The organism is Achromobacter sp. HNDS-1 (genome assembly GCF_040084795.1).
Lineage (GTDB): Bacteria > Pseudomonadota > Gammaproteobacteria > Burkholderiales > Burkholderiaceae_B > Achromobacter > Achromobacter ruhlandii.
Window position 1 is genome coordinate 6095789 of the sequence record NZ_CP157584.1, and the last position, 23408, is coordinate 6119196.

Here is a 23408-nt window from a genome sequence, read left to right on the forward strand (position 1 = left end):
TGGGGCATGGGGCCCATCGATGACGGATCAGGAGCAGAAGCTGTGGTTCACAAGAAAATGGGACAAGGCGCGCCGGTGGCCGCGCGCCTGACGATGGCCGCGATGGCGGCAGTGCTGGCGTTCGGTCCGGGGATGGCCGACGCGCAGGCGACGGCGCCCGTCGCTATCGACATGCCGGCGCAGTCGCTCGACCAGGCGCTCAAGCGGCTGGCCGAAACGCACGGCCTGCAGATTTTCTATGCGCCTCAGACCGTGGCCGGCATGCAGGCGCCGGCGCTGTCCGGGTCCATGACGCCGCAACAGGCGCTGGCCGCGCTGCTGCAGGGCAAACCATTGCGGCTGCGGCAGGAAGGCTCGGCCACCCTCATCGAACCCGAGGCGGCCAGCGGCGGCGCCACCGTGATGGCGCCGATCGAGGTCAGCGCCTCGCGCACGGCCAGCAACCTGGTCAGCCCCGTGCAGCAGACCATCGTGCTGGAGCGCGACGCCTTGCAGGAACTGCGCACCGGCTCGGACAGCCTGGCCAGCGTGCTGGCCAAGACCGTGCCGGGCATGGCCGATTCCAGCCGCACCATGACCGACTACGGCCAGACGCTGCGCGGACGCGGCGTGCTGGTGCTGGTGGACGGCATTCCGCTGAACACCAACCGCGATTCGTCGCGCAATCTGGCCAACATCGACCCGGCCACCATCGAGCGCGTCGAAGTGCTGCGCGGCAGCAGCTCGATCTACGGCGCCGGGGCCACCGGCGGCATCGTCTCGATCACCACCCGGCCCGCCGGCGGCGAACCGGTGGCCGAAACCACCGTGACCGCCGTCAGCCCGCTGAGCCGGCTGAATTCGGACGGGCTGGGCGGCCAACTGCAGCAGCATTTCGCCGGCAGCCAGGGCATGCTGGACTACGCGCTGGACCTGGGCGCGCGCCACAACGGCGCCTCCTACGACGCGCGCGGCCGCCGCATCGCGCCCGAACCCAGCCAGGGCGATCTGTTCGACTCCAACATCTACAGCCTGGGCGGCAAGCTGGGCCTGCGGCTGGACGACAAGCAGCGCCTGCAGCTGTCGGCCAGCTACTACAACGCCGACCAGCATTCCGATTACACCTCGGATCCCTCGGTCGGCCGCCTGCCGCCGGGCACGGCGCGCGCGCTGCCGCTCAGCGGCCTGGACCTGGCCGACCAGAACCAGATCCGCAACACGCTGGTGAACCTGGAATACCAGCACCTGGACCTGCTGGGCAGCAAGGTCACGGCGCAGATGTACTACCGCGACTACTACACGCGCTTCACGCCGTTCGACGCGCGCGCCGTGGTCACGCGCGGCGGCAACGTCGACCAGGTCATGCAGAACAGCAAGGTGTTCGGCAGCCGGCTGACGATCGACACGCCGCTGGGCGAGCAGTCGAAACTGCTGTGGGGCATGGACTTCAACCAGGAACGCAGCGACATGCCGATCGACGTGTTCGACGCGGCGGCCTACGACGCCAGCGGCGGCCGGGTGTTCCGCAAGACCGGCCGCCTGACCTACATGCCCGAGCTGACCTCGCGCAGCACCGGTATCTTCGGCCAGCTGGAGCACCGCTTCAACGAGCAATGGTCGGTGCAGGGCGGGGCGCGCTACGAGTACGCCACCGCCCGCTTTGGCGACTTCGTGCCGCTGTCGCAATCGCGCGTGGCGTCGCCAGCCTCGGTGCGGGGCGGTTCGGTCAGCTACGACGCCTTCCTGTTCAACGCCGGCCTGACCTACGCGCCGATCCGCGGCCAGGAGCTGTACGCCAACTTCAGCCAGGGCTTCCAGTTGCCGGACATCGGCGTGCAGATGCGCAACGCGCGGCCGGGCTTCGACATCGGCTCGTCGGACCTGCAGCCGGTCAAGACCAACAACTACGAGCTGGGCTGGCGCGGCGGGGTGGACAACACCACGGCGTCGCTGGCGCTGTTCTACACCACCTCCAAGCTGGGCGATGTGCAGAGCTTCAACAACGGCCTGATCCTGACCCGCACCGAGGAGCGCATCCACGGCATCGAGGCGACGGTGGACTACCTGACCGACGACGAGAAATGGGGCACGGGCGGCACGTTCACGTGGATGAAGGGACGCGAGCGGCCCGACAACGGCCAGTGGCGCGACATGACCGGCTACCGCATCCCGCCGCTCAAGCTCACCGCGTACCTGCAGTACCGGCCCAACGAGCGCTGGAGCAACCGCATCCAGGCCAATTACTTCGGGGCCAAGGACTACCGGCTGGATGGCGTCGAGAGTTTCGGCCGCCGCGACGTGGGCAGCTACTTCACGGTGGACCTGATGAGCCGCTACCAGGTCACGCCGAAGGACACGCTGATCGTTGGGATCGAGAACCTGTTCAACCGCGACTATTACCCGCTCTATAGCCAGTTGATGCGCACCAGCACCAATACCAGCCGCCTGCCGGCCCCAGGCACGGTGCTGACGCTGACGTACCAGCACCGCTGGTAGCGACCGGGAAGAGGCAAGGGTCAAGGGCCGTCGGCGTGTTTTAATACGCGTTTTACGAGCCCTTGAACCCTGACACGGTTCCCCTGCCTCATGTTGCGCCTGACCGAAATCATCCTGCCCCTGTCGACCTCCCAGGACGACATCGAAAACACCCTGCGCGCCGCGGCCTGTAGCCGCCTGGGGATCGCCCCCGAGGCCCTGCGCGCGCTGACCATCTTCCGCCGCAGCTATGACGCGCGCAAGCGCAGCGCCATCACGCTGACTTATTCCGTGGATGTCGAGGTGGCCGACGAGGCCGCCGTGCTCAAGCGCGTCGCCGGCCTGCGCACGGTGATGCCGACGCCGCCCATGGAATACCAGTACGTCGGCCACGCGCCGGCCGATCTGCCCGAGAGCCGTCGCCCCGTCGTGATCGGCTTCGGCCCCTGCGGCCTGTTCGCGGCGCTGATCCTGGCCCAGATGGGGTTCCGGCCGATCATCCTGGAGCGCGGCCGGGTGGTGCGCGAGCGCACCAAGGACACCTGGGGGCTGTGGCGCAAGAACATCCTGCAGCCGGAGTCGAACGTGCAGTTCGGCGAGGGCGGGGCGGGCACGTTCTCCGACGGCAAGCTCTCGACCCAGGTCAAGGACCCCAAGCACTACGGCCGCAAGGTGCTGCAGGAATTCGTCGCCGCCGATGCGCCGCCCGAGATCCTGTATGTCAGCAAGCCGCACATCGGCACTTTCCGCCTGGTCAAGATGATCGAGCAGATGCGCGCGCAGATCGCCGCGCTGGGCGGCGAGTTCCGCTTCGAGAGCCGCGTGGACGATATCGAGATCGAGGACGGCCGGGTGCGCGGCGTGCGCCTGGCGGGCGGGGAGTTCATTGCCGCCAGCCACGTGGTGCTGGCGGTGGGCCACAGCGCCCGCGACACCTTCCGCATGTTGCACAAGCGCGGGGTGTTCATGGAAGCCAAGCCGTTCTCGCTGGGGTTCCGCATCGAGCATCCGCAGTCGGTGATCGACCGCGCCCGCTTCGGTCCCAGCGCCGGCCATCCGGTGCTGGGCGCGGCCGACTACAAGCTGGTGCACCATGCCGGCAACGGCCGCGCGGTCTACAGCTTCTGCATGTGCCCGGGCGGCACCGTGGTGGCCGCCGCGTCGGAGCCCGGCGGCGTGGTCACCAACGGCATGAGCCAGTATTCGCGCAACGAGCGCAACGCCAATGCCGGCATCGTGGTCGGCATCGAGCCCAAGGACTTTCCCGGCATCGAGGACTCGCCGCTGGCGGGCATCGACTTCCAGCGCCATTGGGAAAAGCGCGCTTACGAACTGGGGGGCGGCGATTACAGCGCGCCGGCGCAGTTGGTGGGCGACTTCCTGGCGGGCCGGCCGTCGACCGCGCTGGGCAGCGTCACGCCGTCGTACAAGCCGGGCGTGACGCTCGCCGACCTGTCGTCCAGCCTGCCGGACTACGCCATCGCCGCCATCCGCGAAGCCCTTCCGGCGTTCGAACGCCAGATCAAGGGCTTTTCCATGCACGACGCGGTGCTGACCGGCGTCGAGACGCGCACCTCGTCGCCGCTGCGCATTACGCGCCGCGACGATTTCCAGAGCATGAACACCCTCGGGCTGTTCCCGGCGGGCGAGGGCGCGGGCTACGCCGGCGGCATCATGTCGGCCGCCATCGACGGCATGAAAGTGGCCGAGGCGGTGGCGCTGCATCTGCTGGGCCGAGACGACATCACCGGCGGCAATCGGCGCGGTCCCAGCGACGATTATTGAGCTGACCGGGATGGCCTGTCCGGGCGCGGCGGCGACGGGCAGGCGTCGCGGGCGCGCGCGGTTATCCGGTCCGGGGGGCCCCGCTCACGCACAGCGCCACGGGCAGATCATGCAGCAGCTGGTCCAGTTCCCATGTCGCGGAGGGATGCCGGCGCGATGACAGCGGGTCCAGGAAGACGCCCCCCGCATCGTCCGGCAACAGCAGGCGAGTGCCGGCCCAATGGTCGCGCGCGGTCGCCGCGTCGCCCCGCGCATAGCCGGCGATCGCCGTGGCGCACAGGCGCGGCACGACGACCAGCAGGGCCTGATCCTCGTGGCGCCGCAGGAATGCCAGGACGTGCGCGGCGCGCGGCCCTTGCGCCGCGACGGGTTGCAGCGTGCCCTCGCGCAGCAGCGCCGGATGGCGGGCGCGCACGGCCAACGCGCGCTGGATCAGGGCCTGCTTGACCGCGCCGCTGTGCCAGGCGGCCGCGCTGGCGTCGATGGCGCCGGCGGCAGGCGCGCCGTCCAGCAGCGCCGCGCGCCGGGCATAGTCCACCGGCCGGCGGTTGTCGGGATCGACCAGGCTGAAATCCCACAGGTCGGCGCCTTGGTACAGGTCCGGCACGCCGGGCAGCGTGTTGCGCAGCAGGGTCTGTGCGAGGCTGTTGACCAGTCCGGCCGGCGCCAGGCGCAGCGCGTAGCCGGCGATCTCGCGCAGCAGTGTCCTGCCGTCGGGCGTGGTCAGCAGCGCGTCGAGCGCCTGGCTGGCGGCGTCTTCGTAGCGCGGGTCGGGGGCGGTCCAGCGCGTGTGCAGCTTGGCTTCGCGCAGGGCCTTCAGTTGCCATTGCGCGACGCGCTCGATCCAGGCGGCGACGGCGTCCGGGCGGGCGTCGATGTCGTCGGGGGCCAGCTCCAGGGGCCAGGCGCCGACCAGCGTTTGCAGCAGCAGATAGCGGTCGGCGCGCGATGGCCGCTGCTCGGGGCCCGGCAGGCGTTCGATCCAGCCGCTGGCGGCGGCGATCCAGTCCTGCGGGATTTCGCTCAGCGCGGCGAGGCGGCAGCGGCTGTCTTCGCCGCGCTTGTGGTCATGGGTGGCGGTGGCCAGCAGCGCGTCGGGATGGCTGCGGCCGCGGGCGGCGCAAGCGGCCAGGAAGGCCGCGGGTTCCAGGCTGAAGCGCGCCGGGCTGGCGCCAACCTCGTTGCGCGACAACAGCGGGCCGTAACGGTAGAACAGCGTATCCTCGAGCGCCTTGGCGGCCAGCGGCGGGGTCAGTTGCTGGAAGTGGCGCAGCGCCCGGGCGCGCGCGTTGCGCAGGGCGTTGGCCGCGTCCGCCTCGCAAGGCTCGCCGGGCGAGCCATCCAGCCATTGGTCCAGCAGTGCCAGCAACTGGTCGTCGGGGCTGTCGGGCGCGGCCGCCAGCGCGGCGCGGGCGCCGGCCAGCGCGGTTTGCCAATGAATCCGGTCCGCCGCGCCGTGGCCGCCGTCTTCGGCATAGCTGCGATACACCGGAAACGCCGCCAGCAATGCTGTCAGCGCCCGGTCGATCGCCGGGGCCGCCCAGTCGCGCGTGCGCAGGTCCAGGCGCGCCACCCGGGTCAGCGCGCGCACCAGCACCAGCCGTTCCGAGGCGAAGTGGCGCGCCAGCATGAGTTCGCGCGCTGCGCGCAGTTGCGCCGCCGCGGGGCGGGGATCGCCGCTCAGGGTCTCCCAGAACCGTGTCAACGGGTCGCGCGCCGCTGGAGCATGCAGCAATGCGCCGACCTGGTCCATGAAGTCGTATCCGGTGGTGCCGTCCGCCTGCCAGCGCGGATCGAGGCTTTCGTCGTCGGCCAGTATCTTTTCCACGATCAGGTAGGGGTCGGCCGCCAGGCCGGCACGGGCGCGTTCCGGCGCCGCCCTTAGCAGGGCGCCGTGCAGCCGCTTCAGGTAGGCGCCCGGGCTGGCCAGGCCGTCGATGTGATCGATGCGCAGGCCGTCCAGCAGGCCCTCGCGATACAGGCGCAGCGGCAGGTCGTGCACGGCGTCGAACACCAGGTCGTCCTCGACCCGCACGCCGACCAGTTCATGGATCTCGAAGAAGCGGCGCCAGTTGATCTGGTCGGGCGCGGCGCGCCACCAGGCCAGGCGGTAGTGCTGGCGCTCCAGCAGCTGGTGCAGGCGCCGCCGGCCGGCGGCCGAGTCGGCGGCATGCGCCGCGCAGGTGTGCGCGGGGTTTTGCGCGGGCGGCGACGGCTCGGCCACCGGATAGCGTTGGCCGCCCACGTCGATGGCGTAGCCGCGCTGCGGGTCATGCGCCAGGACAATCATGCCGGCGTCGAGGCAGACGCCATAGGGTTCGGGCAGCACCGGCAGCAATACCTTGCCGCGCAGGGCGGGGTCGGGGGCGCGCCAGTCGATGTCGAAGCAGCGCGAATGCGTGCTGCGTTCGCCGCGCCGCAGCACGTCGGCCCACCAGGCGTTGGAGACATCGGCCGCCATGTGGTTGGGCACGATGTCGGCGATCAGGCCCAGTCGGTGGGCGCGGGCCGCTTGCGCCAGCCGCCGCAACGCCGCTTCGCCGCCCAGTTCCGGGCTGACCTGGCCGTGGTCGATGACGTCGTAGCCGTGGGTCGACCCGGCGCGGGCGCGCGTGATCGGAGACAGATACAGGTGGCTGACGCCGAGCGCGGCGAAGTAGCCGACCTGGGCGCGGGCATCGTCCAGGGTGAAGCCCGCGTGCAGTTGCAGGCGGGCGGTGGCGCGCGGCCGGGACGGCGCGGGCCCCGGGGGCGTGTCGATACCGTTCATGGCGTGCGTCCTCGCAGGGACCGCAGGAGCGCCAGCCGTTCGCGCACCTCGGGCGCGTCCAGGCAATCGGCGGCGGCCAGCGGCTGGCGTTGGCGCCAGTTGGGATGGCGGGCATCGCCGCCGGGCAGGTTGGGCTGATCGAGGGTGCCGGTGGCGTCTTCCAGCGGCACCAGGGTCAGGGGACATGGCGCCGCCGCCACGAAGGCCAGCAGCTTGGCCGCGGGCGCCTGCGCGGGGGCGGGCTCGGCGGGCTGGTGCGCATGCTCGCGCACCGCCTGCCACAGGCTGTCGCGATCGGCGTCGCGTTGCGCGCGCAGGTCGGACTCGCGCTGCGCCGGGCCCAGCAGATCCAGGCCGGCGCGCCAATCGATGTCGCGGCCCCGCCACCAGCCCTCGAGCGTGGGCAGGTCATGTGTCGTGGTCATGGCGGCGGCCTGGGCGGGCCAGTCGCCCGGCGGCATGAACGGGGCCGCCGGCTTTGCGCCGGGCGTCGCGCGCATGAACCACAGCACGTCCATGCCCAGCACGCCGTGGTCGCGCAGCGTGTCGTCAAAGCCGTCGGGCACCGTGCCCAGGTTTTCGCCGATCACCAGGGCCTGGTGGCGCCAGGCCTCCAGCGCCGTCAATCGCAGCAGCGTGCGCAACGGGTAGCGCAGATAGGTGCCATCGCCGGCCGCCGCGCCTTGCGGGATCAACCAAAGGCGCGCCATGCCGAGGATATGGTCGATGCGCAGGCCGCCGGTCTGGGCCAGGCTGGCGCGCAATAGCGCGATGAACGCGGCGTAGCCCGATTGATGCAGGGCTTGCGGCGACAGGGCGGTCAGGCCCCAGGCCTGGCCGCGCGGGTTGTGAATGTCGGGCGGCGCGCCCACGCCGGTGCGCCGCATCAGGTCGGCCTGGTGGCTCCAGGCGTGGCTGCCGGCGGGGCTGGCGCCGATCGCCAGGTCCGCCACCAGGCCCACCCGCATGCCGGCCCGCCGCGCCGCCTGTTGCGCCTGCGACAGGCTGACGGCGGCCAGCCACTGGCAGAACTGGTGGAACGCCAGCTCGCCAGCCTGCGCCTGGGCGAAGTCGCGGGCCTCGCGCGAGCGCGGGTCGCGCAGGCCGTCGGGCCAGGCGCTCCAGGCGCGCGGCGCGCCGGGCATGCGCGCCAGGTGTTCGTGCAAGGCCTCGAACAGCGCGTGGTCGTGAAGGTCCTGCCCGCCCGCCTCGCAGAAGCTCCGCAGCGCCTGGCGCTGGTCCGGCGTCGCGACCCGTTCGAAGTCGCGGTATAGCTCCCGCAGCAGCCGCTGGCGCGCATGGGCGGCTTGCGGCCAGTCGATCAGGTCGCGCGCGTCCAGCGTGCGCAACGCCTGCTGCGCCAGCGGCCCCATTCGCGCCAGCGCGGCCCGCACCTGGGCCTCGCCCAGCGCGGCGGCGGGATCGGCGTAGAGCACGTTCAGGAAGAGCCGGCTGGAAGGGGAATAGGGGCTGTACTGCTGGGGATCGGACGCGAACATGGCATGCACCGGGCTCATCGCCAGCACGTCGGCGCCGGCGGCACCGGCGCTGACGGCCAGGTCGCGCAGCGCGCCGAAGTCGCCGAAGCCCTGGGTCGCGTGGACCAGGTCGGCGGCCGGGCGCCGCAGGCTGTAGACCTGGGCAGCCAGGCCCCAGGCGCGCGGCTGGGGCTCGCCCAGCAGATGGGACAGACTGGGCGCGCTGCTCGGCGCCACAGCCAGGGTCACGGTGCCGGTGGCCAGGGTCAGCGTGTAGTAGCCGGGAACCGTCGGCGCTTCCAGTTGCGGCACGCCGGCGGCATCGGCCGTGGTGTGTCTGGCCAGGGGCTTCGCGTGGGCGGCGCCGATTTCGTAATGACCCGCGCAGGCGGGGGGCAGGCGCAGCATGCCGCCGGCGGTGGTCACCATCATGGCGGGCAGTTGCGCGTCGCCGCGTGCCCGCGCCAGGCGTTCCTGGCTGGCGCGGATGTCGGCGTCGCTGTCCGCCGGCAGGTCCATCGCGCCCAGCAGGGCGCGCAGTGTCTCCGGCGCCACGGTGCGCGGCTGGCGATAGGCATCGGTCCAATGCTCGGCCAGGCCGGCGGCCAGGGCGAGGGCCGAGAGCGTCCCGCTCATGGCGCGTCCTCCAGCAGAACCACCACGCTGTCGGCGCAGGCGCTGCCGGCGCGCAGCGAGGCAAGCGCGCCGGGCAGGGACTCGAACAGCAGATCGGCGAAGTCGCCCGGTGGCGACAGCGTTGCCGGCAGCGGCTCGCGGTCGGCGCCCAGGTTGGCGTACAGCGTCAGCACGGCGCCGTCGCCCAGCCGCCAGCGCGCCATGACCGTGGCCGTCCCGAGCGCCAGCGCGCCCAGGCTCTCGGCCCCGCGCAGGCGCGGGGCGAGCGCGTGCTGGCGCAGGTGCAGCAGGGCACGGTAATAGGTAAGCCAGTTCTTGGCGGCATCGCCGGTGTCGTCGTGCCAGGGCAGGCTGCGCGCATAGGTATCGGGGGCGTTGGGATCGGGCAGGGCCGTGGCCGCGTCGTGGGCGGCGTAGGCCGGGAATTCACGTTGCCGGCCCTCGCGGACCGCCTGCGCCAGGGCGGGGTCGGCATGGCTGGTGAAGTACAGGAACGGCGCCTCGCTGCCGCATTCCTCGCCCATGAAGATCAGCGGAATCTGCGGTATCAGCAACTGCAATGCCACCGCCGCGCGCAGGCGCTCGGGCGAGGCCGCCAGGCGCGTCAGGCGTTCGCCCAGGGCGCGGTTGCCGGTCTGGTCGTGGTTCTGCAGGAACAGCACGAAGGCGCTGGGCGGCAGGTGGGCGCTGGGCTCGCCGCGCGGACGCCCGCCGCGGTAGGCCGAAGGCTGGCCCTGGTAGAGCCAGCCCTGTTCCAGGCACTGCGCCAGGGCCTGCGCCGGATAGCGCGAGTAGTCGGCGTAGTAGCCCTGCGATTCGCCGGTCAGCAGATGGTGCAGCACGTGATGCGCGTCGTCGTTCCATTGCGCGTCGTAGCCGGCCTGCAGCAGCGAGGCGCGGTTGTCGTCGTTTTCCAGGACCAGGTGCACGTGGCGCCCAGGCAACTGGCCGCGCACGTGGCGCGCCAGTTCCTCCAGCCACTCGTGGCCGACGATGGCGTGGACGGCATCCAGCCGCAGGCCATCGAAGCGGTATTCGCTGAGCCAGTACAGCGCGTTCTCCTCGAAAAAGCGGCGCACGGCGGGCTGGCGGAAATCGATCGCCGCGCCCCACGGCGTGGGTACATCCTCGCGGAAGAATGGCGCGGCGTAGCGCGGCAGGAAGTTGCCATCGGGGCCGAAGTGGTTGTAGACCACGTCCAGCATCACGCCCATGCCCAGGCCATGGGCGGTGTCGATCAGCGCCTTGAGTTCCTCGGGCGTGCCGTAGGCGGTGTCGGGCGCGTACGGCAGCACGCCGTCATAGCCCCAGTTGCGCGCGCCCGGAAAGTCGGCCAATGGCATCAGTTCGAGCAGCGTGACCCCCAGTTCGGCCAGGGCCGGCAGGCGCTGGCGGACGCCGGCGTAGCCGCCCGCCAGGCCGACGTGGACTTCATACAGCACGCTGTCTTCCCACGGGCGTCCGCGCCAGCCGGCATGCTGCCAGGCGTAGGCGTCGGGCCCGGTCACGACGCTGGCGTCGTGCACGTCGCCGTCCTGCAGGCGCGAGGCCGGGTCCGGCACCATGGCGCCGTCGCCGAGGCGATAACGGTAGCGCGTGCCGGGACCGCAATCGACGTCAACCTGGGCGTAGCCCTGCGCGTCTGGATGCAGCGCGATGGCGTCGCGGCCTTCGATCAGCAGGGCCAGGCCCGGCGACGCGGACGGCGCCCACAGGCGGAAGCGCGTGCGGCCGTCGGGCAGCGGCAGCGCGCCGAAGGAAAAGGGTTCGGGCCAGGCCGTCATGCCGCCGGCTCCTGCATGGGGGCGGCGGCGAGCAGCACCAGGCTCTGCGCCGGCACCGTTACCTCGGCATCGTTGACGGGCGCCGCTGGCGTCGGGGCGGACGAATCCAGTTCGCGAATCCAGGCCAGGGCCGGCGCCGGCAGGGTGAACGCAAGCGCCTCGGCGCCGGGATTGAGCAGCAGCAGCGTGATGTCGGCGCTGCCGTCGTCGCGAAGGGCCGCGCGGCGCAGGGCCATGGCCCGCGCGCCGGCGTCCTCCCAGGAGGCGGGCTCGATGGGTTGGCCGTCGGGGTTGAACCAGCTGATGGCGGCGATGCCGGGGCGGACTTCGCGCGCCGCGTCGCCATACCGGGCGGCGCGCAGGGACGGGTGGCCGCGCCGCAGCGCCAGCGCCCGCGCCACCGCCTGGCTCAAGCCCCGGCCCTGGTCGCTCTGCGCCTCGGTCCAGTCCAGCCAGGACAGGGGCGAATCCTGGCAGTAGGCATTGTTGTTGCCGTCCTGGCTGTTGCCGAATTCGTCGCCCGCCAGCAGCATGGGCGTGCCATCCGACAGGCACAGCGTGGCGAGCAGGGCGCGCTGCACGCGGGCGCGCCGTTCCAGCACGGCTTCGTCCTCGGTCGGGCCTTCTTCGCCCCAATTGCTGCTGTAGTTCTCGGCGTGGCCGTCCTCGCCATTTTCGCCGTTGGCCTCGTTGTGGCGGCCGTTGTAGCTGACCACGTCGCGCACCGTGAAGCCGTCGTGCGAGGCGACGAAGTTGACGCTGGCCCACGGGCGGCGATGGCGCCGGTCGAACAGGTCGCGCGAGGCCGTCAGCCGCGCCGCCATGTCGCCCCGCTGGCCCTCGTCGCCGCGCCAGAAGCGGCGCACGGTGTCGCGATAGCGGTCGTTCCATTCGGCGAAGGCGGGCGGATGATTGCCCAGCTGGTAGCCGTCCGGGCCGATGTCCCAGGGTTCGGAAATGAGCTTGACCGCCGCCAGTTCCGGATCCTGCAGCACGGCATCGAAAAAACCGGAGCCGGGGTCGAAGCCGGTGCCTTCGCGCCCCAGCGTGACGCCCAGGTCGAAGCGGAAACCGTCCACGCCATAGGAGCGCACCCAGTGGCGCAGCGAATCGGTGACCATCTGCAGCACGCGCGGATGCGACAGGTTGACCGTATTGCCGCAGCCCGTGTCGTTGATGTAGTGCCGCTCCTCGCCAGGCACCAGGCGGTAGTAGCTGGCGTTGTCCAGGCCGCGCCAGGACAGCGTCGGTCCCAGTTCGTTGCCTTCGCAGGTGTGGTTGTAGACCACGTCCAGGATGACTTCCAGGCCCGCCGCGTGCAGCCGGCGGATGGCCTGGCGCAGTTCGTTCGGGCCGTGCTGCAGGTACGAGGGCTCGGGCGCGAAGAACGACAGCGTGTTGTAGCCCCAGTAGTTGCGCAGGCCGCGTTCCAGCAGGAAACGGTCCTGCAGGAAGGCGTGCACCGGCAGCAGCTCGACCGCGGTGACGCCCAGGCGCTGCAGGTGTTCGATGAAGCGCGGGTCGGCCAGCGCCGTGGCGGTGCCGCGCAAGGGCTGGCGCAGGTCCTCGCGCTGCATCGAGACGCCGCGCAGGTGAACCTCGTAGATGACGCTGTCGGCCCAGGCGGTGCGCGGCGGCTTGCTGTTGCCCCAGTTGAATGGCAGGTCCTCGACCACCACGGCCTTGGGCATGGCCGGCGCGCTGTCGCGCCGGTCCAGGGACAGGTCGGCGCGGGCGTGGTTCAGGCGGTAGCCGAACAGCGCATCGCTCCAGTTGACCGGACCGGTGAGCTGGCGGGCGTAAGGGTCCAGCAACAGTTTGTGCGGGTTGAAGCGGTGGCCGTTGCGCGGATCGTAGGGGCCATGCGCGCGCAGGCCGTAGACCAGGCCGGGCTGCGCATCGGGCAGGTAGCCATGCCAGATCTCGTCGGTGCACTCCGGCAGGTCGAAGCGGCGCAGTTCCTTGCGGCCGCGGGCGTCGAACAGGCAGACCTCGACGCGGGTGGCATTGGCCGAGAACACCGCGAAATTCACGCCCAGGCCGTCGCTGGTGGCGCCCAGGGGGTACGGCTGGCCTGCCGTCATGCGGGTCAACAAAGAAGGATCCATGGTCATTCGCCTTGGCGCAGGAAGTAAAGCGTGGACAGGGGCGGCAGCGTCAGCAGCAGCGATTGGGCGTGGCCGTGCGCGGCTTCGGGGCGGGTCCGCGCCTGGCCCAGGTTGCCGATGCCGGCGCCGCCGTAGACGCCGGCATCGGTGTTCAGGACTTCGTCCCAGCGTCCCGCCAGCGGCACGCCGATGCGGTAGCCGCCGCGCGCCACCGGGGTGAAGTTGCACACCGCCAGCAACTGGGTGGCGCCGTCGGTGCGCAGGAAGGCGACGACGCTGTTGTCGGCGTCGTCCAGCACCACCCAGGCAAAGCCGGCCGGGTCGGCATCGCGCGCGTGCAGGGCGGGCTGCGCGCGATACAGGTGGTTCAGGTCGCCGACCAGGCGCTGCACGCCCCGGTGGCGCGGATCGTCCAGCAGGTTCCAGTCCAGCGGCGCGTCGTGGTTCCATTCGCCGGGCTGCGCCAGTTCGCCGCCCATGAACAGCAGCTTCTTGCCGGGGTGCGCCCACATGTAGCCGAGGTAGGCGCGCAGGTTGGCGAAGCGGGCGCTGTCGTCGCCCGGCATCTTGCGCAGCAGCGAGCCCTTGCCATGCACCACCTCGTCGTGCGAGAGCGGCAGCACATAGCGCTCGGCGTAGGCGTAGACCATGCTGAAGGTCAGCTCGCCGTGGTGGTGCTTGCGGTGCACCGGGTCTTCGGCCAGGTAGCGCAGCGTGTCGTGCATCCAGCCCATGTTCCATTTGTAGTGAAAGCCCAGGCCGCCGTCGGCCACCGGCGCGGTCACGCCGGGCCAGGCGGTCGACTCCTCGGCGATCATCATGGCGTCGGGCACCTCGTCGCGCACCGCCTGGTTGAGCGTGCGCACGAAGTCGACCGCCTCCAGGTTCTCGCGGCCGCCGTGGCGGTTGGGGATCCACTCGCCGGGCCGGCGGCTGTAGTCGCGGTACAGCATCGAGGCCACCGCATCCACGCGCAGCCCGTCGATATGGAAGCGTTGCAGCCAGTGCAGGGCGCTGGCGATCATGAAGGCGCGCACCTCGGTGCGGCCCAGGTTGTAGACCAGGGTGTGCCAGTCCGGGTGGTAGCCTTCGCGCGGATCGTCGTATTCGTACAGCGCGGTGCCGTCCAGGCGCGCCAGGCCGTGGGGGTCGTCGGGGAAGTGGGCCGGCACCCAATCCAGGATCACGCCGAGGCCGGCGGCGTGGCAGCGGTCGACGAAATGCGCGAACGCGGCCGGCGGGCCGAAGCGCGCACTAGGCGCGAACAGCCCCAGCGGCTGGTAGCCCCAGGATCCGCCGAAGGGGTGTTCCATGATGGGCATCAGTTCGATATGGGTGAACCCCATCGAGGCGGCATAGGCTGGCAGCTTGTCGGCCAGCTGCCGCCAGGGGCAGGCGTCGCCGTCGGCGGCCAGCCAGGAGCCGGCATGGACTTCGTAGATGGCGATGGCGGCGCCGGGCGCGTGGCGCCGGCCGCGCGCGCGCATCCAGTCGTCGTCGGTCCAGGGATAGGGCGCGGTGTCGTCCACCACCGACGCGGTGGCGGGCGGCAGTTCGGCGCGGCGGGCGTGCGGGTCGGCCTTCAGGCGTACCGCGCCGGTGGCGTCGGTGACCGCGAACTTGTAGACCGCGCCCGCGTCCACGCCGGGGATGAACAGTTCCCAGACGCCGGCCAGGTGCCGCAGGCGCATGCCGTGGCGGCGCGGGTCCCAGCTGTTGAAATCGCCCACCACCGCCACGCGGCGCGCGTTGGGCGCCCACAGGGCGCAGCGCAGCCCGGCCACGCCATCGATCGTGTCCAGGCGCGCGCCCAGCCATTGCAGCGCCGCTTGCCAGTCGCCGGTGGCCAGTCGCCGCAGCGCGTCGTCGGGCAGCACCGGGCCAAAGGCGTAGGGGTCGGCGGTGGACTGCCGCGCCTGCGGCCATTCGATTTCCAGCCGATAGCTGTGCGGCGCGCCGGCGCGGGCGAAGGGCGCGGGGCCGCTGTACAGCCCGTCGCCGTCATCGGCCAGCGCGCGGCGCGCGTCGTCCGGACCGAGCACGGTGACCGCGCGCGCGCCGGGCGCCAGCACCCGCACGCCGCCCTGATGCGGGCCGAGCACGGCAAAGGGATCGCCATGCAGGCCGGCGATCAGGGCGGTGCGCTCGGCGGGGTCGAGCGGGACGGGATGGCGCGTCATGAGGTCGAATCCTCGGCATCGATGGCCGCGTTCCGCAGCCATTCATGGGCCAGGCCAGCCAGGGCGCACAGCGGAATGGAGATCCAGTCGGGGCGGTGGCCGGCCTCGTAGCCGATCTCGTAGGCGGCCTTTTCCAGTTGAGCCAGTTGCAGAAGGGTGCGCCAGGCGGGTGAAGCCAGCGCGGCGGTTTCCTCGTAGCCTTGCAGGAAGGCCTCGCTGGCGCGGGCGCGAAAGCGCGCCAGCAGCGCATCGCGCAACTGCGCCGGCGAATTCGCGGTGGCGGCGTTTTCCACCGGCGCCGCGTTGGCGTCGGCGGGCGCGCCGCCCAGCGGATCCTGGCGCGCGACGGCGGCGGCCGCGTAGTCGAAGGACCGCAGCATGCCGGCCACGTCCTTGGCGGGCGAGGCCAGTTGCCGTCGCTGCGCCAGCGGGTGATCCGGCTCGCCCTCGAAGTCGATCAGGTAGGCGTCGGTCTGCGCCACCAGCACCTGGCCCAGGTGCAGGTCGCCATGCACGCGGATCAGCGGACTGCCGGCCAGCGACTGCGCCATGCGTTCGATCCGCGCCGTCAGCCGGTCGTGGTGCTCGAACAGCCATTGGGCGCAGGCGCGCGAGGGTTCCTCCAGGGTATCGAGGCGATGGCGCAAGGCCTTGGCGGCGCGATCCAGTTGCGCGGTGACGCTGGCGGCGAGGGCGTCGGCATCCTCCCGCGAGGCCCGCGCCGGCGCGAACGCCGGGTCGTCGCTGGGGCGCGACAGCACCTGGTGCAATTGCGCCACGCGCCGGCCGATGGTGGCGGCGAAGGTCGCGTAGCCCTCCAGGCTGGCTTCGAATTCCTCGGGGCTGTCGCCGCCCAGCAGCGCGGTGGCCAGGGCACGCTTGAGGAAGTCCAGGGTCCAGCCCCAGGCGTCGCCCTCGTTGGCGATATAGGCATACAGCACCGCCAGGGTGCACGGCGTGTCGTCGGCGTCGATCCGCCTGACCTCGCCTAGCAGGGTGGGGATGTTGGCGTAGCCGGCGCGCGTCAGGTGGCGGCTCATTTCCACTTCGGCCGACAGCCCCGGTTCGGCGTTGCGCAGCAGTTTCAGGATGGCCTGCCCGCCGATCACCACCGAGCTGTTGGACTGCTCGCCGCTGATCCATTGCAGCGCCGGCTCGGCGCCCAGGTCCAGCGCCGCCAGGCCGGGCTCGGCCTGGCAGCGGATCACGCCGGGCCGCTCGCCCGGCTTGCCGCCCTGGCGCCCGTCCCACTCGCGGCCGGCGCGCAGGGCCTGGACCACGCCCAGCACGAAGCCGGGTTGCAGGAAGGCGTCGGCCAGGATGCCGACTTCCGGCCCGCGCCGCACCCGCGCGATCGGATACTGGACGTGCGCGGTTTCGTCCCACACCAGCGCGAAGGGCACCTGCACCCGCTGGCCCGCGCCGGCGTCGGCCGGTTCGGCCTCGGCCCAGTAGTACTCCGCGTCATCGGCGCCGAACGGCGTGGCGTAGGCCAGCCGCGCCCGCGCCGGCGGCGTAGCGCCCGGAAACCAGCGCTGGCGCGCCAGGTATTCCGGCAGCACTTCGGTTTCCAGCGCGACGCGCGAAGCGTCCGTGAGGACGGCATTGGCGTGGCCGCGCAACACCAGCGTGACCAGCTCCGGCATGCGTTCGGGCAGGCTGGCATGCCAGCCGGGCGGCGCCGCCTCGGCGCTCAGGTCCATCCAGTAAAAACCATACGGAGGCAGCGTCAGCAGATACGGCAGTTCGCCGATGGCGGGAAAGGGCGTGCCGCCCAGCATTTCCACCGGCACGCGGCCATTGAAGGCCTGCAGCGGCAGTTCGACCGGCTGGGCGGCGTTCGACAGGTTGGCCACGCACAGGATGGTGGTGTCGCGCCACTGCCGCAGGTAGGCCAGGATCTTGCGGTTGCCGGCCTGGATGAAGCGCAGCGTGCCGCGGCCGAAGGCGCGGGTCTGGCGGCGCTGCGCCAGCATGCGGCGGGTCCAGTTCAGCAGCGAATGCGGGTCGCGCTGCTGGGCCTCGACGTTGACGGCCTCGTAGCCATACAGCGGCCCCATCAGCACCGGCAGCGGCAGGCGCTCGGGGTCGGCGCGCGAGAAGCCGCCATTGCGGTCGGGCGACCACTGCATCGGCGTGCGCACGCCGTCGCGGTCGCCCAGGTGCACGTTGTCGCCCATGCCCAGTTCGTCGCCGTAGTACAGCACCGGCGTGCCGGGCATCGACAGCAGCAGGCTGTTCATCAGTTCGACCCGGCGCCGGTCGCGTTCCAGCAGCGGCGCCAGCCGCCGGCGGATGCCCAGGTTGATGCGGGCGCGCGGATCGGCGGCGTAGACGCTCCACAGGTAGTCGCGTTCGCGGCTGGTGACCATCTCCAGCGTCAGTTCGTCGTGGTTGCGCAGGAAGATGGCCCACTGGCAGGTGGCGGGAATGTCGGGCGTCTGGCGGATGATGTCGGTGATGGGAAAGCGGTCTTCCTGCGCGATCGCCATGTACATGCGCGGCATCAGCGGGAAGTGGAACGACATGTGGCATTCGTCGCCATCGCCGAAATATTCCTGCGCGTCCTCGGGCCACTGATTGGCCTCGGCCAGCAGCAGGCGTCCCGGGTACTCGGCATCGATCACCGCGCGGATGCGCTTGAGCACCTGGTGGGTCTCGGGCAGGTTCTCGTTGTTGGTGCCTTCGCGCTCGACCAGGTACGGCACGGCGTCCAGCCGCAGGCCGTCCACGCCCATGTCCAGCCAGTGCCGCATCACCGCCAGCACTTCCTTTAACACCTGCGGGTTGTCGTAGTTCAGGTCGGGCTGGTGCGAATAGAAGCGGTGCCAGAAGTAGGCATTGGCGACCGGGTCCCAGGTCCAGTTCGATTTTTCGGTGTCGCAGAAGATGACGCGGGTGCCGGCGTAGGCCTTGTCGTTATCTGACCATACATAGAAATTGCGCGCGGCCGAACCGGGCCGCGAACTGCGGGCGCGCTGGAACCACGGGTGCTGGTCGGAGGTGTGGTTGACCACCAATTCGGTGATGACGCGCAGCCCGCGCGCATGGGCGGCGCGAATCAGCCGGCGCACGTCGGCCACGGTGCCGTAGTCGGGATGCACGCCGCGGTAGTCGGCGATGTCGTAGCCGTCGTCGCGGCGGGGCGAGGGATAGAACGGCAGCAGCCAGATCGTGTCCACCCCGAGGTTGGCGATGTAATCCAGTTTGGAGATCAGCCCCGGCAGGTCGCCGACGCCATCGTCGTTGGAGTCGAAGAACGACTTCACGTGCAGTTGGTAGACGACCGCGTCCTTGTACCAGAGGCCGTCGTCCTGGGGCGGGGTGTCGCTGTTCATGGTGGCGGGCTCCCGGGCGGCGTCAACCATGACGCGACAGCCGCCAGATGCGGTAGGGTTGATCGGGGGACAGCGCCACGTCGCGGGCGCCGCCCTGCCAGGTTTCGCGCTGTCCGCCCAGCAGGTCCTCGGCCACCAGTTCGGCCGCCCAGGGCGGGCAGAACAGCGCGTAGGGCGGCTCGAGGCGGGCGGTCTGGGGATGGAACGGGTCCAGGCTGATCGCCGCCAGGATCACATTGCCCTGGCCGGGCGTGGCCTTGGCGAAGGCGATGACGCGGTCGTTGCCGCTGGCCGCGAGCGTCAGGCCGCGGTGGCTCTGCAAGGCGGGATTGGCGCGGCGCAGTTGATTCAGGCGCGCGATCTCGGCGCGGATGTTGCCGGCCTGGTGCCAGTCGCGCTGGCGCAGCTCGTACTTCTCGGAGTCCAGATATTCCTCCTTGCCCGGCACCGGCGCGGCCTCGCACAGTTCGAAGCCGCTGTACACGCCCCACAGGCCGGAACCCAGCGCGGCCAGCGCCGCCCGGATCAGGAAGCCGGGGCGGCCCGAGGTCTGCAAGAACAGCGGATTGATGTCGGGCGTGTTGACGAAGAAATGCGGCCGGAAGAAATCCGCGACGGGCGCCTGCGAGATCTCGCGCAGATAGGCTTCCAGCTCGGCCTTGTCGTTGCGCCAGGTGAAGTAGGTGTACGACTGGGTAAAACCAATCTTGGCCAGGCGGTACATCATCCTGGGCCGGGTGAAGGCTTCGGACAGGAACAGCACATCCGGATGGCGGGCGTGCACGTCGGCGATCAGCCATTGCCAGAAGGGCAGCGGCTTGGTGTGGGGGTTGTCGACGCGGAAGGTGCGCACGCCCTGTTCCACCCAGAACAGCACGATGTCGCGCAGGGCACGCCACAGGCCCAGCTTGCGCGCGCGCTTGGGCGCCGGGCCATAGAACGCCACGTTGACGATGTCTTCGTACTTCTTGGGCGGATTCTCGGCATAGCGCAGCGAACCGTCGGGCCGCCAGGAGAACCAGTCGGGATGGCGCGCCAGCCAGGGGTGGTCGGGCGAGCACTGGATGGCGAAGTCCAACGCCATCTCCAGGCCGTGCTCGCGGGCGGCGTCGACCAGCCGCAGGAAGTCGGCCAGGGTGCCCAGGCGCGGCTCGATGGCGTCGTGGCCGCCGGCCGGCGAACCGATGGCGTAGGGGCTGCCGACATCGTCGGGTCCGGCGCGCAGGCTGTTGTTGCGGCCCTTGCGGTTGGCCAGGCCGATGGGGTGGATCGGCGGCAGGTAAAGCACGTCGAAGCCCATCGCGCGGATGTCGGGCAGGCGCGCGATGACATCGTCGAAGGTGCCGTGGCGGCCGGGTTCGGCGGCCTGCGACCGGGGGAACAGTTCGTACCACGCGGCGTGGGTGGCGCGCGGCCGGTCGACCCAGAGCGGGTGGATGGCGGACAACGATTCGAACGGGCGGCTGTCGTGGCTGCGCATGGCCTGGGCCAAAGCGGGGTCGAGCAGCGTCTCGATCTGGGCGGCGTCGGGTTCGCTGTCCGGCGCCGGCGCGGCGCAGGCGCGCAGGGCGCGCTTGATCAGGCCGGCGCCGGCGCCGGGCGTGGCGGCCTGGCTGGCGCGCTGGTCGGCCGCGCGCAGCAGTTGCAGGCCTTCCTCGCGTTCCAGCCGCAGACTGGCGCCGGCGGCATGCTTGACTTCCAGTTCGTGCCGGAACGTCTCCCAGCCGTCGTGCCAGGCGGCCACCTGGAACGCGTGCGGGCCGATGCGGTCGGGCCGGAAGCTGGCGGACCAGCGGTCATTGCCGACCGGAACCAGTGGCACGGCGCGCCAGGCGGGTTCGTCGTCGGCGCGCCAGCGCAGCTCGGCCGCGAGCCGGTCATGGCCGTCCATGAAAATGTCGGCCTCGACTTGCACGGCATCATGCACGCCGCATTTGACGGGGAAGGCGCCGCCGTCGACCGCGGGCACGACCTGTTCGATGGCGATACGGGCCTGGCCGGCGCCGTCGCCGCGCGTCGCCGAGGTCGCGCGGGGCGACAGGCGCACGGGCGCGGCTGGCGCCAGCTCGTAGCGGGCGCAGGCGGCGGGCGGCAGCGGGGCGCCCAGCGCGGTATCGCCGCGGGCGACGATCGTGCCGGCGGGCAGCAGGCCCGCGGCCAGGTCCCAGTCCAGGCGGGCCGGGGAGCGGTCATCGGGGTTGAGCGCCAGCAACGCCGCGCCCTCGTCTGCCGTGTCCCGCAGCAGCAGGGTGGCGCCGCCGTCGCGCCCCACCACCAGGCGCGGCTGCGCGGGGCAGTGCGCGTCGCGCAACCAGGCGTTGACCTGTGCGGCGCCGGCCGCGCGATCGGCGTCGGCGGCCAGCCAGCCGGAGGCGCTCAACGCGGCGCTCCAGGCGCGTCGCGCATCGCTGGCGACGGACGTGTCCGGGCGGGCCTTGTCCAGCGCGCCGGTTGGGGCAATGACCGGCGCCACCTCGCGCAAGCGTTCCAGTTCCTCGGCCAGCCAGGGCGAGCGGTAGTCCCACCACGGCAGCGATGAAAACACGCCGTCAAAGCCCGCGTCGCGCAGGCGGGCCAGGGCCGCTGGCGGCAGGCCCGGCGTCCAGGCCAGGCAACGCAACGCGGGGTCGGCCTGACGCGCGGGCGCGAACAGCGACCGCCATGTCTGCGCATCGAGATGCGGCGGCGGCTGCACGACGTAGCCGCCGACCCCCGCGCGCGTCCAGCGCAGCAGGCGCGCGGCCCAGGCATCGACAAAGCCGGCCGGCGGATCCTCGCGCAGCTGCCTGACGCCGTGTTCGGCCAGCGACAGCCGCGGATCGCGCGCCGGGTCGTCGACCGGATCGTGATACCAGGCGGCGGGCGCTGTACTGTCCACCGCATCGCGGGCCACGCGCTGCAGTTCCAGCCGCAGCAGCAATGCCAGCCCGTGCTTGGCGGCCTCGCCGGCATCCCGCGCCAGGCGCGCCGGCAGCGGCCCGGTGCCGCCGTCCGGGGCCGGCGCGCGATCGGCGTCGACCGGCGCCAGCGAGCGCGCGTTGGCCGGGCATAGCCAGGGCACGGGGACCAGCACCGCGCTGAATCCGTCGCGGCCGACCCCGGCCAGCAGCCGCTCGCGCGTGGCGTCGTCGGCCGGCAGGCCGGACGGCGCGTAATAGATGCGCGGCGCGGAGGAAGGCAAGGCCATTGGCGGTTCCTACTGGAGCACGGGGGTGGTGAGGGAGGCGGCGCGGCGCGCCTGCCGCGCGCGTGGCGTGGCGCTTTCCGCCAGCGGCGACTCCGCCGGGGCGGCGCGATCGCCGCCGAGCGCCTGGAACAACGCCAGGTACTGCGCCACCGCGGGCCGCCAGCTGAAGTCCGCGGTCATGGCGTTGCGCTGCATGGCCCGCCACAGCGTCGCGTGGCCGTGCAGGTGCAGCGCGCGCGCGATGGCGGCGGCCATGTCGGCGGGCGCGTCGCCGTCGAACAGGACGCCGGTGGCGCGGGCCATGGCGGTCAGGGGTTGGTGCGGGCCGGGGTCCGCGATCGTGTCGGCCATGCCGCCGACCCGCGAGCCGATCGGCAGGGTGCCATAGCGCATGGCGTAAAGCGGCGTCAGGCCGAACGGCTCGAAGCGGCTGCCGTGCAGCAGCACGTCGCCGGCGGCGTGCAGCCGGTGCGCGCCGGCCTCGTCGTAGCCGATGCGCACGGCGCAGCGGCGCGGAAAGCGCCCGGCCAATTCGGCTAGGGCGGCCTCCAGATGGCGCTCGCCCTGGCCCAGCACCGCCACCTGCAGCGACGGGTGCGCCTCCAGCGCCTGGGGCAGCGCCTGCGCGGCCACATCGGCCATCTTCTGGCCGGTCAGGCGGCTGCACATGATCATCAGGACGGCCTGCGGATCTTCCCGCAGTCCGTACTCATGCTGCACGGCCGCCTTGCACAGGCGCTTGTTGGCGAGGTCGGCGGCGCTGTAGCGCAGCGGGCCCAGGTGCGGGTCGCGCGTCGGGTTCCACAGATGCGTGTCGATGCCGTTGGCGATGGCCAGCAGATCGGTCTCGCGTTCACGCAGGACGCCGTCCAGGCCGCAGCCGAACGCGGGGGTCAGGATCTCGCGCGCATACCGCTGGCTGACGGTGGTGACGCGATCGGCGTAGCGTATGCCGGCCTTCATGAAATTCAGCTGGCCCCAGGCCATCGCGCCGTCCTCGCCGCGGAAGGCGGGCCCGATCCCCAACGCGGCGGCGTCTTCGAGCGGGGCCTGGCCCTGGAAGGCAAGATTGTGAATCGTCAGGACGCTCTTGACGTCTTCGATGCCCGCGGCCCGCAACAACAGGGGCGCCAGCGCCGCGTGCCAGTCGTGCGCGTGCACCAGATCGGGGCGCGGCAGCCCCGGCAGGCCTTGCGCGATGCGGACGCTGGCATGCGCCAGCGCGGCGTAGCGCAGGGCGTTGTCCGGATAGGGCTGTCCGCCGCTATCCAGATAGAGGCCGTCGCGATCATAGAGCGCGTCGTTGTCCAATAGCAGGAAGGGCAGGCCCGATTGCGGGCAGATGCCGGACAGCAGCCGCGCGTCACCGCCCGGCAGCCCGGGCAGGTCGGCAACGGGGCACAGCGATTGCAGGCGCTGCGCCACGCCGCGATAGGCGGGCAGCAGCAGGGTTGGAAGCGCCTGGGCCTGGGCCAGCGCACGCGCCATGCCGGTGATGGCATCGCCCAGCCCGCCGGTTTTTGCCAGGGGGAAGGCTTCGGCCGCCACGATAAGGATTCTGGGTGTCGCCATGCTCGCTCCGGAGAGGGGGCGGAGGGCCGCCGGAATCGGGGCCGTGTCCGCAAGCCTGATCCCTACGCAAGTGCCATGCCCGGGCCTGGCGCCCTGTCGCGCCAGGGGGGAGACGG

Annotated in this window: 10 protein-coding genes; 2 read left to right on the forward strand and 8 right to left on the reverse strand. The window is 71.6% G+C overall.

From position 1 onward, the window contains the following. Positions 1 to 93 precede the first annotated feature (93 nt). Positions 94 to 2475, forward strand: coding sequence for a TonB-dependent receptor (locus ABFG95_RS28115; RefSeq protein ID WP_348996068.1), 2382 nt, complete (start codon positions 94 to 96; stop codon positions 2473 to 2475). Between the two features lie 90 nt (positions 2476 to 2565). Beyond that, on the forward strand, positions 2566 to 4239 hold the full coding sequence (locus ABFG95_RS28120) for an NAD(P)/FAD-dependent oxidoreductase (RefSeq protein ID WP_348995195.1): 1674 nt from the start codon (positions 2566 to 2568) through the stop codon (positions 4237 to 4239). 61 nt (positions 4240 to 4300) lie between these two features. On the opposite strand, the gene treY is transcribed toward ABFG95_RS28120, so the two are convergent. Genes treY through glgA form a run of 8 tightly spaced genes read right to left on the reverse strand, consistent with a single transcriptional unit; the run spans position 4301 to position 23292 of the window. Further along, the gene (gene treY, locus ABFG95_RS28125; RefSeq protein WP_348995196.1) at positions 4301 to 7009 is read right to left on the reverse strand and encodes a malto-oligosyltrehalose synthase; all 2709 of its coding nucleotides are present in this window, start codon (positions 7007 to 7009) and stop codon (positions 4301 to 4303) included. Beyond that, positions 7006 to 9123 carry a 4-alpha-glucanotransferase gene (malQ, locus tag ABFG95_RS28130; protein WP_348995197.1) on the reverse strand — a complete coding sequence of 706 codons (2118 nt, stop codon included), beginning with the start codon at positions 9121 to 9123 and terminating at the stop codon, positions 7006 to 7008. The genes treY and malQ overlap by 4 nt, the downstream gene beginning before the upstream one ends. Continuing rightward, positions 9120 to 10907, reverse strand: coding sequence for a malto-oligosyltrehalose trehalohydrolase (gene treZ, locus ABFG95_RS28135; RefSeq protein WP_348995198.1), 1788 nt, complete (start codon positions 10905 to 10907; stop codon positions 9120 to 9122). Before treZ ends, malQ begins: the two co-directional genes overlap by 4 nt. Beyond that, entirely contained in the window at positions 10904 to 13015 is a 2112-nt protein-coding gene (gene glgX, locus ABFG95_RS28140; protein ID WP_059270456.1) for a glycogen debranching protein GlgX, read from the reverse strand. The genes treZ and glgX overlap by 4 nt, the downstream gene beginning before the upstream one ends. Positions 13016 to 13017: 2 nt before the next feature. Beyond that, complete coding sequence (gene glgB / locus ABFG95_RS28145; RefSeq protein WP_348995199.1) at positions 13018 to 15195, reverse strand: 1,4-alpha-glucan branching protein GlgB; 2178 nt, start codon at positions 15193 to 15195, stop codon at positions 13018 to 13020. Beyond that, positions 15192 to 18533, reverse strand: coding sequence for a maltose alpha-D-glucosyltransferase (treS, locus tag ABFG95_RS28150; protein WP_348995200.1), 3342 nt, complete (start codon positions 18531 to 18533; stop codon positions 15192 to 15194). The genes glgB and treS overlap by 4 nt, the downstream gene beginning before the upstream one ends. A gap of 22 nt (positions 18534 to 18555) precedes the next feature. Then, positions 18556 to 21720: an alpha-1,4-glucan--maltose-1-phosphate maltosyltransferase gene (locus tag ABFG95_RS28155; RefSeq protein WP_348995201.1), complete on the reverse strand. Its 3165-nt coding sequence runs from the start codon at positions 21718 to 21720 to the stop codon at positions 18556 to 18558. Positions 21721 to 21729: 9 nt separating this feature from the next. After that, the gene (gene glgA, locus ABFG95_RS28160; RefSeq protein WP_059270463.1) at positions 21730 to 23292 is read right to left on the reverse strand and encodes a glycogen synthase GlgA; all 1563 of its coding nucleotides are present in this window, start codon (positions 23290 to 23292) and stop codon (positions 21730 to 21732) included. Between the last annotated feature and the right edge of the window lie 116 nt (positions 23293 to 23408).